Annotated in this window: 14 protein-coding genes and 1 other RNA gene; 7 read left to right on the plus strand and 8 right to left on the minus strand. The window is 62.5% G+C overall.

The genetic code is table 11. From position 1 onward, the window contains the following. Window positions 1-334 precede the first annotated feature (334 nt). The 5 genes from amoC (at window position 335) to MTHMO_RS03995 (ending at window position 4,434) form a co-directional block, all read left to right on the plus strand. The gene (gene amoC, locus MTHMO_RS03975; protein ID WP_202213630.1) at window positions 335-1,177 is read left to right on the plus strand and encodes a bacterial ammonia monooxygenase, subunit AmoC; all 843 of its coding nucleotides are present in this window, start codon (window positions 335-337) and stop codon (window positions 1,175-1,177) included. A 101-nt stretch (window positions 1,178-1,278) separates the two neighbouring features. Beyond that, window positions 1,279-2,043, plus strand: a complete 765-nt coding sequence (amoA, locus tag MTHMO_RS03980; RefSeq protein WP_202213631.1) for a bacterial ammonia monooxygenase, subunit AmoA — start codon at window positions 1,279-1,281, stop codon at window positions 2,041-2,043. 24 nt (window positions 2,044-2,067) lie between these two features. Further along, complete coding sequence (gene amoB, locus MTHMO_RS03985; protein WP_202213632.1) at window positions 2,068-3,318, plus strand: bacterial ammonia monooxygenase, subunit AmoB; 1,251 nt, start codon at window positions 2,068-2,070, stop codon at window positions 3,316-3,318. 267 nt (window positions 3,319-3,585) lie between these two features. After that, a complete protein-coding gene (locus tag MTHMO_RS03990) occupies window positions 3,586-4,194 on the plus strand; it encodes a hypothetical protein (RefSeq protein WP_202213633.1) in 609 nt (202 codons plus the stop codon). A 42-nt stretch (window positions 4,195-4,236) separates the two neighbouring features. Beyond that, window positions 4,237-4,434 (plus strand): hypothetical protein, encoded by a 198-nt coding sequence (locus MTHMO_RS03995; RefSeq protein ID WP_202213634.1) that lies wholly within the window; start codon window positions 4,237-4,239, stop codon window positions 4,432-4,434. Between the two features lie 56 nt (window positions 4,435-4,490). Here MTHMO_RS03995 and MTHMO_RS04000 read toward each other — a convergent pair whose 3' ends face one another. The 4 genes from MTHMO_RS04000 to MTHMO_RS04015 form a co-directional block, all read right to left on the minus strand. After that, window positions 4,491-4,652: a hypothetical protein gene (locus MTHMO_RS04000; protein ID WP_202213635.1), complete on the minus strand. Its 162-nt coding sequence runs from the start codon at window positions 4,650-4,652 to the stop codon at window positions 4,491-4,493. 607 nt (window positions 4,653-5,259) lie between these two features. Continuing rightward, complete coding sequence (locus MTHMO_RS04005) at window positions 5,260-5,706, minus strand: DUF3347 domain-containing protein (protein WP_237394750.1); 447 nt, start codon at window positions 5,704-5,706, stop codon at window positions 5,260-5,262. A gap of 171 nt (window positions 5,707-5,877) precedes the next feature. Beyond that, a complete protein-coding gene (locus MTHMO_RS04010) occupies window positions 5,878-7,563 on the minus strand; it encodes a multicopper oxidase family protein (RefSeq protein WP_202213637.1) in 1,686 nt (561 codons plus the stop codon). Window positions 7,564-7,643: 80 nt separating this feature from the next. Next, window positions 7,644-8,267: a hypothetical protein gene (locus MTHMO_RS04015; RefSeq protein ID WP_202213638.1), complete on the minus strand. Its 624-nt coding sequence runs from the start codon at window positions 8,265-8,267 to the stop codon at window positions 7,644-7,646. A 384-nt stretch (window positions 8,268-8,651) separates the two neighbouring features. On the opposite strand from MTHMO_RS04015, the gene MTHMO_RS04020 reads away from it, so the two are divergent. Both MTHMO_RS04020 and MTHMO_RS04025 read left to right on the plus strand, forming a co-directional pair. Then, window positions 8,652-9,281 (plus strand): hypothetical protein, encoded by a 630-nt coding sequence (locus MTHMO_RS04020; protein ID WP_202213639.1) that lies wholly within the window; start codon window positions 8,652-8,654, stop codon window positions 9,279-9,281. Window positions 9,282-9,302: 21 nt separating this feature from the next. Continuing rightward, window positions 9,303-9,800 carry a universal stress protein gene (locus MTHMO_RS04025; protein WP_202213640.1) on the plus strand — a complete coding sequence of 166 codons (498 nt, stop codon included), beginning with the start codon at window positions 9,303-9,305 and terminating at the stop codon, window positions 9,798-9,800. Between the two features lie 78 nt (window positions 9,801-9,878). On the opposite strand, the gene recR is transcribed toward MTHMO_RS04025, so the two are convergent. From recR to ffs, 4 genes are all read right to left on the minus strand, one after another. Beyond that, entirely contained in the window at window positions 9,879-10,478 is a 600-nt protein-coding gene (recR, locus tag MTHMO_RS04030; protein ID WP_202213641.1) for a recombination mediator RecR, read from the minus strand. A 21-nt stretch (window positions 10,479-10,499) separates the two neighbouring features. After that, window positions 10,500-10,808 (minus strand): YbaB/EbfC family nucleoid-associated protein, encoded by a 309-nt coding sequence (locus tag MTHMO_RS04035; RefSeq protein WP_202213642.1) that lies wholly within the window; start codon window positions 10,806-10,808, stop codon window positions 10,500-10,502. After that, complete coding sequence (gene dnaX / locus MTHMO_RS04040) at window positions 10,805-12,544, minus strand: DNA polymerase III subunit gamma/tau (protein ID WP_202213643.1); 1,740 nt, start codon at window positions 12,542-12,544, stop codon at window positions 10,805-10,807. Before dnaX ends, MTHMO_RS04035 begins: the two co-directional genes overlap by 4 nt. Before the next feature lie 22 nt (window positions 12,545-12,566). Continuing rightward, window positions 12,567-12,661: signal recognition particle sRNA small type (ffs, locus tag MTHMO_RS04045), an RNA gene on the minus strand. Between the last annotated feature and the right edge of the window lie 491 nt (window positions 12,662-13,152).

Genomic DNA, 13,152 nt, shown 5'->3' on the forward strand with positions numbered 1-13,152 from the left:
GACTTCCGGCGCGCCCTTCTTCCTCCCGATCCGGGAGAAGAGGGGCGCGCCCTTCTCTTTTGAGCGGGAGGCGATCCCGACGGCTGCAGGCCGTCCGGTGATTCACTTATGCTCACTCATCAACACCATTGCCACTGTAATGGGTAAAACACCGTATTCGGCTATAGTAGTTTCCCTGATTGTGACCATGCGGCTCCCTTTGTTACGGTTGCTGCTCGAGGACCGATTGGCGAAATGCCGACCGGCCTTTGTCGGCATCCCGGGAGGATGACGGCCCCAACCCAGGTGGTGCATCTGGGGCATGGGAAGTGCAGAAAGGGAGAAAGAAAAAGATATGGCACAAACACAAACGACGACGGCAACGGCTGTCGCGCGCCCGCCGGTCTCCGCCTTTTCGTGGAAAAGCGCGGGGATCGCGATCGGCGCGCTGGTGGTCTTTGACGTCCTGATCAACGTCTACGAGAGGCTCTACGCGTTTTCGAAGGGTCTCGACTACACGTCGCCGGAATACAACAGCTACTGGATGGGCATGCTCTTTGCGGAGCTTGTCATGGAAGCGGTCACGGCCGGTGCGCTGTGGGGCTGGCTCTGGATGACGCGGGATCGGGCGCTCGATCGCCTCTCTCCGGCGGAGGAGCTCAAGCGGTATTGGGCCTTGGGACTCTTCGTCCTGACCTATACCTACGCGGCGTACGCCGGCGCGAGCTACTTCACGGAGCAGGACGGGACGTGGCACCAGACGGTGATTCGGGATACCGACTTCACCCCGAGCCACGTGATCGAGTTCTACCAGAGCTATCCCATCTACATCATCTTCGGTGTGGGCTCGCTGGTTTATGCGATGACCCGACTGCCGCAGTTCGCGAAGGCGTTTTCCTTGCCTTATGCGGTGCTGGTGGGCAGCCCGTTGATGATCTTCCCGAATGTCGGGCTCAACGAGTTCGGCCACACCCGGTGGTTCATGGAGGAGCTTTTCGTGGCTCCGCTCCACTGGGGCTTCGTGACGTTCGGATGGGGTGCGCTGGCGATCCTCGGGACCTGGCTGCAGATCTGCCCGCGGGTGATGGCGCTCATCAACCACATCTACTACGGGAAGCCGATCCAGAGCCCGGCCGAGGTGATGCGGGATCCGCAGAGCTCCTGCAATCCTGCCGCTTGCGCGGCCTGCGCGGTGTAGGTCCGGAAACGGGAGAAACGGAAGAAAGAAAAAACACGCAAGCAAGGTGAGGGGCGGGATTGGCAACCCGCCCCCACTCTTGCCGAGGGGGAAAGCAACCAATGCAATATTCGCAAGTAGACGCGGAGGCGAAGGCGATTGCCCGGAAGTTCGACTGGGTGGTGATCCTGTCGACCTTTCTGGCGCTGATCGCCGGCTTCCATGTCCACCAGATGCTGGTGGCCGGAGACTGGTCGTTCTGGATCGACTGGAAGGATCGGAACTGGTGGCCGATCGTGGCTCCGATTCTGGAGATCACCTTCCCGGCGGCGGTGCAGGCGGTCTTCTGGACGAAGTTCCGGATGCCGATCGGAGCGACGTTCTGCTGCCTGGGCCTGCTCTTTGGACAGTGGATGAACCGGTACATCAACTTCTACGGTTGGACCCACTATCCGCTCAACTTCGTCTTTCCGGAGACGTTCATGCCGCAGGCGGTCGTGCTCGACGTGGTGCTGATGCTGACCGGCAACTGGATCGTGACGGCCCTGGTGGGCGGCGAGCTCTGGGGCTGGCTCTTCTATCCGACCAACTGGGTGATGATCGCACCCTATCACCTGCCGGTCGAGTATCAGGGCTCGCTGATGAGCATCGCGGATGTGATCAACTACATGTACGTCCGCACCTCGACGCCGGAGTATCTCCGGATCGTGGAGACGGGAACGATGCGGAGCTTCGCGGGAGGGGTGACCGGTGTGGCCGCCTTCTTCTCGGGGTTCGTCTCGGTCTGCATGTACGTGCCGTGGTGGCTGATGGGCGCTCATTTCTTCGGCAGCACGAAGTTCTTCAAGACCTATGAGGCGGCTGCGGCGGAGGTGAAGCGCGCCTAAGCCTAAAGAGGAGGAAGGAAGACGATGAGAAAAGGCGTAATGCGGGTGATGGGAAGAGCGGGAGCGCTGGTCCTGCTGGGGATGCTCCTGGCGGGACCGGCGACGAGCCGGCTCTGGGCCTTGGGCGAGAAATCGCAGGAGGCCTTCCTTCGGATGCGGACGGTGATCTTCTACGACACCAAGTTTTCCGGAAGGAAGTTCAAGGTCGGGGACGAGATGACGGTGACGGGGAAGTTCCAGCTTCTGCCGATCTGGCCGAAGGAGATCGCCTTTACGGGGATCTCGTGGCTGAACTTTTTCGTTCCGGGGCCGCAGTTCCTGCGGGTCGGCTCATGGATCAACAACCGGTTCATGTCCTGCTCGCAGCTGCTGGAGCTGGGCGGTACCTACGAGTACAAGACGATCACCAGGGCGCGGTATCCGGGCCACTGGCCGGTCGGGGTGATGCTGAGCATGAAGGATGCGGGGCCCTTGATCGGGCCGTCGATCTACGTCGACGTGGAAGGAAGCCATGCGGGCTTCACCAACCCGATCAAGACGCTCGTGGGCACCACGGTCGACCTGGAAGACTACGGAGTGAACCGGATGCTCATGTGGACCCTGGTGACCACCTTGATCGGGGTGGCTTGGCTCGGGTTCTGGCTGGGGAGGCCTTTTGTCTCTCGGCTGGGCATCGTGGCGGCCGGAAGGGCCAAGGAGCTGATCAGCGGTGCGGACAAGACCGTGGCGGTGATCTTTGCCCTTGGGACCATCGGCCTGATCGCGATCGCCAACGCGATGACTGCGGCGCAGTTCCCGCACACGATTCCGATCCAGGAGACGATCATCAAGAACGAGCCGCTTCCGCCCGAGCCGACCCACGTGGAGGCGAAGGTGCTGGACGCGACCTACGATGTGCCGAGCCGCACGCTCTCCTTCCGGCTCGAGGTGCATAACACGGGGGATCGTCCCTTGGTGCTCAAGGAGTTCACCACGGCCAACGTCCGCTTCTTCAACGAGCAGGTTCCGGGGAACGTCTGGAATCCTGACTTTCCGGAAGTGTACGGGGGCCCGATGAAGATCACTCCTTCGGAGCCGGTGGCGCCCGGGGAGACCAAGGTGCTCGAAGTGGTGCTGGCGAGCGCGGAGTGGGAGAACCAGCGGCTGACGATGTACCACGAGACGACGAACCGTTTCGGGGGCCTGCTCTTCTTCAGCGACCCAAGCGGAGCGCGGAGCATCATCGCCGTCGCCGATCAGCTCGTCATTCCGCGTTTCGGCGCGACGCAGATGTAAGCAGCGGTTCCTGCAAAAGAGCCGACTTCCGGCGCGCCCTTCTTCCTCCCGATCCGGGAGAAGAGGGGCGCGCCCTTTTTTCTTTTGGCTGCCAGGCATGCGTGATGCGCCATAAATAAGCAGGAGCATTCGAGAAAGCGGGAAAACCGAATACGTCGCGATTGCCACACTGCGCGTCGATGGATTAGCTTCGGTAGCGGATCGACCCGGTCCGCGGCAGCATCCATGCGCCTGGGACCGGAGCGGAAAAAACAGAGGAGGAGTGCGATGGAACGGAGAAGACCTGGGAAGCAGAGAGGAGAGCGCAAGCTGGCGGCGGCGCGGAGAGGGAAGTGCGGTGCTGCTTCCCGTACGGCGGAGGGAATTCTTGCGCTCCTGCTTGCTCCTTGCGCGGCGTTCGCAGCGCAGGTGCTTTCGATCGAGGGAGTCGGCATGGTTACATCCAACTACGCAGTGGAACTTTCCGAAGGCGATGTGTTGGAAGCGGGGCGGTTTATCCGCACGAACAGTTTTGCCACTTGCACACTTGGTTGGACGGGTAGCTCGGACAAGGTGGTCCTCGAGCCGTCGAGCAACGCCGAATTGGTGGGGGAAAGTCCAATCCGCTTTCGGCTCGAGACGGGCAAGATTCGCTTTACCGGCAAGGATGTGGAGGTGGCTACGGCTCTGGCGACGGCGACCAGCAAGCGGGCAGGGAGCTATGCGGTCTCGCTTCGGGAAGGGAAGGAGATCGTCGAGGTGGCCGATGGAGAGGCGGCGGTCGTGACCGCCGCGAAGAAGGAGTCATACGAGCTCCATGGCGGAGAGGAGCTGACGATCGGCGGCGACGGCTCGGCGGAGAAAGGGCCGATCGCCGCTCCGAACGCGGCGAAGTAGCGTCTGGGGATCGGCTGCGCCGCCACGGAGCGCGAAGCACCGATGAGCGAGAGGCTTTGGCGCGTCCTTATAAGCGGAGGCGGCGGTCTGCTGCTCTTTCTGTTGGCCGCATACGGGCTGCGGGCGGCCTATAGCTGGAAGCACGAACCGGGGCGGCTCCGCGGCGATCTTGCGGTCGTGCTGGCCCTTTGCTTCTTGCTCGCCTTCCTGGCGTTCCTCGCGCGAACCCACCACCCGTAATCGGCCGCGAACCATTCTCCGAACGCGTCCGGCCGGTCACGGGCGCGACCGGTCGCCTACCATTGGGCGGGCGTGAAGAAGCCCAATCCGCTTGTCAAGTCGTAGGCTAACCGCATGGCCGTAAGGGCGATCACGATGAAAAGAAAGATCAGAAGATGGCGGAAATTGGTGTCGCTTCCGTCTCCTTCCGGCGGAGGCCACTTGGGATTGGCAACCATGATAGGTAGCGTAGCAAAGTTTCCCGGGTTGAAAATGCAAGAATGATGCCCGTGGAGAAGAAAGTCGGCCTACCAGGGAGGCTTTGGCCCGGGCGAGAGGAAAGGATCTCCCCGAGACGATCCTCGACCGGTTTCGTGCCTTTCGGAGCCGGTTCCGTTTACCGCATTCCATTCCCTTTGTCGCTGTCCAAGAGAACAAATTTCTTGCGTGTCTTGCCGTTATCCGGCAAACTCCGGCAACTCGAACAAGGGCTGCAGCGCCGACACTCGATGTGGGGAACAAAGAGGAAGGCGTGCAACCGGAAGAGGAGGAGAGATAGATATTATGGTGGGAGCAACCTGGCTTGTTCTTTGCTGGTTGTTGATTTTCGTTGCGGCTTACGCGATTAAGGGCGATGCGCCCTCGCAAAATAGGTAGCAACGATTGAGCAGGCGGTCTGCCCGAATTCGGTAGGAAAGCCGGAAGCGGGCAGACCGCCTGCGGTTTATGTTCGGGAGCAATTCCCGAATCAATCGGCTGCGATTCGACTCGCTCGCCGGCATGCTTTTCTTTCGATACGGCGACGGGATTTCTCCGGCGCTCTTCTTCTGACAGCCGGCCTCGACGTTAGAACGTTTGCGTCACGTCGCCGCAGAGGAGCATCGCCGACCCGTAATACGGGTTCTTGATCTCCTTGTCGGCTTGGATCCAGCTCGCTTGCGCCATCGGGCAGGTGCAGAGGAAGTAGCGGCCCGTTTGGACCTTGTGCTCCTGAAAGAGCGCGATCAGCCGGTCGCTGACGTCCTTGTACGCCAGCCGCGCGGTGTCGAGATCGTTCGCCCGCGAGAGCCGATCAAGATCTCCGGAGAGCTCCTTCGGGAAAAAGCCGCCTCCCGAACGTTCGACGAGTCCTTTCATAGCGGCAGCCTCGGTATCGACCCCCTTGAGCGAATCGGCCGCGAGGGCCTTTCCGATAGCGAGGTAGGGAGGCATAACGGAATCGAGCTCCGGAGGGAGGGGAGCGGCCGCGGCTAGGGAGGCCCAACCCGCCGCGACCCAGAGGATCGCGAGCATTCGATGACTTCCTCTACTTCCCGTCATACACTCCTCTCTGCGCACGTTACCCGTATCTTTGGACCGGATCCGCATCGGACGCGGGCAAGCCTTAGCCGTTAGCCGTCCGCCTCCCCGAGGCCGGCCATGAAAGAGTAACGGCGCGACCGGCGAGAGGCAAGGTTCGCCGCGCTAGGGAGCGACGGCGAAGGAAAACATCATCCCGCTGTGGAGATGCTCCAGGATATGGCAGTGGGCCATCCAGGTCCCGGGATTGCTCATGTCGACCAGGATATCCATGGTGTCGCCGGCGCCGACCAGCACCGTATCCTTCCAAGCCTTGTTGGGGTTCTCCTCTCCGTTCGTGTTGAGCACCAGAAAACGCTGCCCATGCAGATGGAAAGGATGCTGCATCGGGTGAAGGGAGTGAATGTCGTTGATGATCCGGATCTTCGCAAAGCTTCCCTGCTTGAAGGTCCAATCGACGTTCCCGCCCATGTCCCCCATGCCCTTGGCCATCTTCTGTCCGAGCACCTTGCCCGTATCGAGGTCGACGATCTGCCAGTGCACCTCGCGGGAAGTCGAGGCCTTGTTCTGGTTGTACATATGGTCTTCCCATTCGACCTTGGCGCCGGTTTTGGCCAAAATGGTCAAGAGCCCCGGAAAAGCCGCACCCGCCTTCGGGGCGGCGGAAGGAGTGCTGCCGGGTTCGGCAAGGCCCTTGGCAGCCTGCTTCGAGACCGCTACCAAGAACCGGATTGTCTTGTCCGGCGGGGTATCGCGAAAACGGGTCGCCAGCGCTTCCATCTCCTCGATGGTCGACTTGTTTTCCCGTAGGGTCGCGAACTCCTGGGCGTAGGACGGGGTCACGCCTTCGGTCCCGACATGAAAGGTCACGAGCTCGTAGGTGCGGGCGCCGACCAAGGGATCGACGGCATGGTGGATGAGCTTGTACTCGCCCTCTTTCGGAAAGTAGCACTCGATGATCTGGCGTTCGGAGGGGGAGACGACGACCGCGTCCGCCCACTGTTCCCGTTCGTAGCGCCCTCCGTCGGTGCCGACCAGCTTCATCTGGACGCCCGGGGTCTGAATCCGAAAGGGTCGGGCGGATGCGGCGTCGACCAGGTAGAGACGCACAACCTCTCCTTTCTTGACGTCGATGTCGATGTGAGGCTTGCCGTTGACGAGCGGAATGTTCCCGTACCGCCCCATGAACGCGAAGTTGACGTAGTCCGAATGGTATTCGGGAACGGCGCCGTCCTTGATCAGGATATCGGAGAAGACGAGCGGGATCTCCCGGTTGGCGGGACCCCAGTAGTCCTTATCGGCGGGCTCGACCATGTAGACCCCGTAGAGCCCGAGCTCCTGCTCGAAATCGTCCCGGAAGTGGGGGTGGTACCAGTAGACTCCCGGATCAGGGAAGCGGAAATGATAGACATAGCTCGAGCCTGGGAGGATCGCCGGCTGGGTGACGTCGGGAACGCCGTCCTGCGCGTTGTCTTGACGCACCCCGTGCGAGTGGATGGTAGTGGGGACCCCGGTCCGGTTATCGAAGGTGACAGTGATATGGGCACCCTGCGGAACCCAGAGGAAAGGCCCGGGAACCGATCCGTTGTAGGCGAGCTGCTTGACCTTGGTTCCGGCGATGGTCTCCTGAACCTTGACCGCGGAAAGGGAGAAGCTTTCCCCGTCCTTCAGGTGGACGACCTCGAAGGGTTTTGCGGCCGGGTAGGCGTCCGGATCGACCGAAAAATCATAAGCCTTGGCAGGTCCGGGCCGCTTCTGCAGGAGCAGCAGGCTTGCGGCCGCAGCGGCCGCCAGCGCACCGAGCAGAAACAGCCTTCCGGACCTCCTTTTCTTTCCGACCGGTTGCAACATCGTGATCCTCTTCGTCGCGGAGTTTTTTTACTTTTAATGATTAACAATAATCCATCGGATTCGTTGACGCGAGGGGAGCTTCACGAGGCGCTCGCCTGGATCCCATGGGATCCAGCGAAGCTCCTGCGGCGGGCCATCCGGCGATAAACCAGGAAGCCTGCGCCGGAAGCCACGAGCAGGCCCGCCGCGCCAAGGCCTACCCAGACGATTCCCATTCCGATTGTGATCGGGAACCGGAAGATCAGCGGCTTGCTGTCCGGACCGGTCTTTCCGACCAGGGTGAGCTCGACCATGTATTGCCCTCGGTTCGGCAGATCAAGGTCCAGGGAGGCGACCCCGCTGGTATACACCTGGGCGGGGAAGTACGCCACGACCTTGCCGTCGGAAGAAAGCACGCGGCATTCGATCGGGATCTTCCGAAGCTGCGGAGTCACCAGGTCGAGCACAAGGCTCATCTTCCCGGTCGTCGGGACATTCCGGCAGTACGACTTGAAATTTCCCATGCCGCCCATTCCGGCCATGCCGCCCTGGCTGTAGACATAGACGTCCATGTGGATCGCGTAGCCTCCCTGCTGCATCATGCCGCATTCGAGCCCGCCGCTTCCGCTTCCTCCGTGCGCCCAGGACGGGCGCGGCTGCGCGCTCCACGTGAGGGCGAGAAAAAACGCCAGGATCCGCGCCGAGATTAGCCGCATCGTTCGCATCCAGTGCTCCTTTTGCTGAATTTGGTTGAGTGCTCCCCGTTGCCGACCGCCGCCCTACGTGAGCAGCGAACCGAAAAAGCAGTTGATTCTTATAAAGACAAATACTGGCAATTTCACCGCGACTGCAAGAAGAAGTTCTCCCGGGCTCGCCCTCTCCAAGGGGTAGGGGAGTCCCCGATAGGCGAATTGCCGCCGTTGCTATCCCGGACGCCGATCTTCACCCCCCGGGAATCGGCCGCAGTTTCCGAAAGGCGGTTCCGGTCGCCGCCGTGCCGATCGGAGCCAATCTCTCCCCCGGATCTCCGCAAGGTTTTTCTTTTTTCTTTTGCTCCCCTCTGTCTGTCCAAGTACGCTTAGCTAAAGAACGTGAGCAACCGGCGCACTATGGAGCAAAGTCTCCCGGCGGGAGCGGATAGGAGGCTGCGGGAGATTCTTGCCTGGATGATGCGCCTCCTGTTTTGTCTCCTGGTCGGTTGCGTTTTTCTGCCGAGCGCATCTTTCGCCCATCGCCACCGGCCAAAAGGCCCCATCGACTGCGGAGTCGTCAGCGTGGACGGCTATACCGCCCACCTCGACATCTGCAAGTACGAACCGTTGAAGACGTACGAAAGCTATTGCGAAAATGTCCCTAAGACCGGGGAGGCGACCTTGGTCCTCGATCTTATGAGTCACCCGCTCTGGAAGGTTCCCGTTGCTTTGACGGTCATCCGGGAGGCGAGCCGGGAGATTGTGGCGCAAGCCCCGCCGCATGTGTATAAAGAAGGGATCGCGTCGTTGCGTGTCTACTTTTCCTCCCCGGGCCGTTATATCCTGGAGGTCAAGCCGCAAGGGATCGTGGACGCTGCGCACCAACCGGTCGTGCTTCGCTTCCCGATCGCCGTAGGCTTGCCGACGCCGAAGAATTTCGCCTCGCTCGGCGTCGGAGAGATCGTTGCCTTGGGAATTTTGGGCTTTCTCGGCTACCGGTTCTGGCGCAAGCGGATGATGGAGAGAGCCAGAAGGCCGCGGCTCTAACGGGCGGACAACGGAGGGGGCGTGTATAAGAAAATTCTGGTGGCCTACGATCGTTCGGAAGGAGCGAGGGTTGCGCTTGATGAAGGTCTCTGCCTGGCGAGGTCGCTCGGCAGCGAGTGCAAGGTGCTCTGGATCGTCCCGCCGGTACCCTACTTCTTCTTCGACATCGGCCGCGAGATCGAGATGCAGCAGGAGCGCGAGGAGGCGTTCTTCGCGGAAATAGAAAAGGACGTCGAAGCGGCCTGTCGGAGATGGAGCTATACCGCGACGCTCGCTCGCAGGGCTGGCAGCCCGGCGTTGGAGATCGTCCGCTTCGCCGAGGAAGACGGGTTCGAGATGATCGTCCTCGGCCACAGCGGCCACTTCGGGGTCTGGGGACGGGCTCTAGGTAGCGTTGCCTCCCGCGTGAGCGAGGAAGCGAGTTGCTCCGTCTTGATCGCACGGCTGCCGCAGCCGGCCGAGGAGAGCATCCAAGTCCCGGCCGGCTCCCGGGAGAAAGCCAAAACTACGCCCGCCTGATCGGAATGGTAGGCCGCCGGCTTGCCGTAAGGAAATCCGTAGCGGCGCCTCGGCTACGAAATTTGTGAGAAATGGCCGCTAGATCTCGCGCCGCCCGGCCAGTGCGTAGCTGAGCGTGACACTGTCGGCGAACTCGAGTCCGCCTCCGGCGGGGAGGCCGGTGGCCAGGCTCGAAATGCGCGGCCCTGTCTTTTTTAGAAGCTCGCCCAAGTAGAGGGAGGTCGCCTCTCCTTCGGCATCGGTGCCGAGCGCGAGGATGATCTCCCGAGGGTGCTCGCGCTCGATGCGGGCGAGGAGCGGGCCGGTCGGAAGCTGTTCGGGTCCGATCCCTTCCAGGGGGGAGAGCCTATGGCCCAGGACGTGATAGACGCCGCGGAAGGCCGATGCCCGCTCGATGCGCAGGACGTCCCCGGGCGAGGCGACCAGGCACCAGAGGAGAGGGTCCCGGGCCGGATCGCGGCAGAGCTCGCAGAGATCTTCCTCGGCATAAAAGCCGCATCGGACACAGGGATGCACGCGTGTCCCCGCCGCGTGGAGCGCACGGGCAAGCCGCTCCTTCGTTCCTTTTCTCTCCTCCATCAAAAAGAGCACGAGCCGCTCGGCGGAACGCGGACCGATCGAGGGGAGCTCGCGTAAGGCCGCCAGCAGTTCGCGAAGCGTCTGGGGATAGTCGGCCATGGGGGGCGCCTCGCTTGCGCTTCAGGGGAAGCCGGGCATGCCGAAGCCGGCTCCGAGCTTTTGCATTTCCGAGGCGCTCGCCTCCCGGGCTTGCTGGAGAGCTTCCCGGACGGTGGCGAGGACCAGCTCGGCGAGCATCTGGGCATCACCTTCGGCGACAAGCTCGGGAGCGATCCAAAGGTCGAGGAGCTCCCCTCCGCCGCTGGCAACCGCGCGAAGCCTTCCGCCGGCGCCTTCGACCGCGAATCGCCGCCCGGCGAGATCTTCCTGCAATTTTTGGGCCTGTTCCTGCAGCTGGCGGGCCCGTTTGAGCATCTTGTTCAGGTTCATATCGTTTCCGATTGGGGAGGAGTGGCGGAAAGGATCCGGGCTTCGAAGACCCGGAGGGCTTCCTGGATGAGAGGGTCGTTCCGAAATTCTTCCTCGGTGAGCCGCTCCTGCGGGCCGATAGCCTTTTCCGTCCTCGCCGGCGGCTCCCGGCGTTCCTTCGGCTCCGGTGCGAGCGGAGGGTCGATGAGCAGGAAAGAGACGGTCACCGCTTCCCCGAGAAGCTCCCGGAGCGTATCTTCCAAGATCGGGCGGTTCCCGGGATCGGTGAAGTAGGCGGCCTTCTGGCGGAAATCCTTAGGAAGCGCGACCTCGAAGATCGATCCCCGTTTCTCGAGGAAACGGCTCTTCCGAATCGACTCCGCTTCCAAGGGCCGATTCCGGGCGAAACAGTCGACGGCCCGCCGCCAGGCTTCCTCCGGGGGAAGGACGAGAGCGGTCGCCGCGAGCCCGGAGCCGGACTTCGGAGCCGCGGGCTCCATGGGGACATCCTTTTGTGCGCCGGGAGCGGTAGAGGGAGCCGGCGATGGGGTCGGCCCCGGGGTGACGGAAACCGATTCCTTCGGGGTTCCAAGAGGCTCGGAAAAAGCGGCCGGAGGCGAGGGAGGAGCGGAACCCGATAGCTCTCGGAGAAGACGCTCGAGAGATACCTTTTCCTTATGGTGGGTAAGCTCGAGGATGCCGACTTCGAGGAGGAGGTCGCGGTTAGCGGCGACGCGCAAGCGCCCCTCCCATTGGGTCAAGTCTTCCAGAATGGAGAGCGTCGTCTCGGGCGGCAGGATTTTAGACAGCGCTTCGACCTCGGCAAGCTCCGAAGTCGGGAGTTCTTCCCGGAGAAGGGAAGGAGCCGCCTGATAGACGGCTACGTTCCGGAAAAGGTGGACGAGCTCGCGGGAGAGAACCATCGCTTCCTTTCCGGATTCGAGCAGATCGCGCACGAGGCGGAGGGCCTCGCCGGCGGCTCCTTCGGCGATCCGGCGCGCGAGCATGGAGATGGGGCCGCTGCCCGCCATGCCGAACATCTCGAGAACCACCCTCTCCGAAATCTCGCCGCTGTAAAAGCCGACGAGCTGGTCGAGGGAGCCCTCGGCGTCGCGGAGCGAACCCTCCGCGTTCCGCGCCAGCAGGGCTAGGGCGCTCGGATCGGCCGTAAGGCCCTCGGCGGCGCAGAGAGATGCGAGATGGCTCGCGATCTCTTTTTCGGAAATCCGCCGGAAATCGAACCGTTGGCATCGGGAGAGAACGGTGGCCGGTACCTTATGCGGCTCCGTCGTGGCAAAGATGAACTTCACGTGGGACGGCGGCTCCTCCAGGGTCTTGAGGAGGGCGTTGAACGCGGCCTGGGTGAGCATATGGACTTCGTCGATGACGTAGATCTTGAAACGGCACTGAGCCGGAGCGAAGCGGGCGCTCTCCCGGAGCTCGCGCACCTGCTCGACGCCGTTGTTGGAGGCTCCGTCGATTTCGAGGACATCGAGGCAGCGGCCCGCGTCGATCTCGGCGCAGATGGGATCGGACGGATCGAAATCCACGCTCGGGCCGCCGGTCCACTCGAGTGCCTTTGCCAAGATCCGCGCGGTGGAAGTCTTCCCGGTCCCGCGGGGGCCGGCGAAGAGGTATGCCTGAGCGACCCGTCCCTGCCGGATGGCGCCGGCCAAGGTCCGCACGACATGAGGCTGGCCGACGATCTCGGCGAAGCGGCGCGGCCGGTATTTCCTGGAGAAAACTTCGTAGGCCATGTGGCGGATCGCCCGACGTTGGGCGCACCAGGAGCAGCGACAACAGCGGTCAAGTTACCGGTGCTTCCTTTCGGACCTGGCGGGGTTACCTTGCCGGCAGCTCCGCCGCTCCTGGCGGAATTGATCTTATGCGGCCGGCGACCGGATGCAACCTATTCTGATGCCGGAAGCCGGAGAAGCGATGCATTCTGCCCGGCTGCCCGCCGGAACAATCCGCCTACGGATTCTTCGGCGCGGTGGAACCTTGGCCGGAGCTTTCGCTCGGTGCCGTCGACTCGCCGGAAGAAGCAGGCGGCGCGCCTTCTCCGGCGGGGGAAGCGGAGGATGCTCCGCCGGATGAGGAGGCCTCCGGGTTGGGCTTGGCTGCTTCTCCGGATGAACCGGAAGCAGTCGGCGTGGACGGCGCACCCGTGCCCGGCGCCTCCGGAGCCGGAGGGGCGCCTTCCTCCAGGCCGGCTTCCGCCTCCGGACCATCGGAGGCATTCTTCTTGGGCTCCGATTGGGATTGCGGCTGCCCGCCCTTTTTCGGAGCATAGAAATCGCAGCCGATAAGGGCCGTCATGGTCAAAAGGCCGAGAGCCAAAGCGAGAAGAAGGGAGAAGGTCGGT

This window comes from Methylacidimicrobium sp. AP8 (assembly GCF_903064525.1).
Lineage (GTDB): Bacteria > Verrucomicrobiota > Verrucomicrobiia > Methylacidiphilales > Methylacidiphilaceae > Methylacidimicrobium.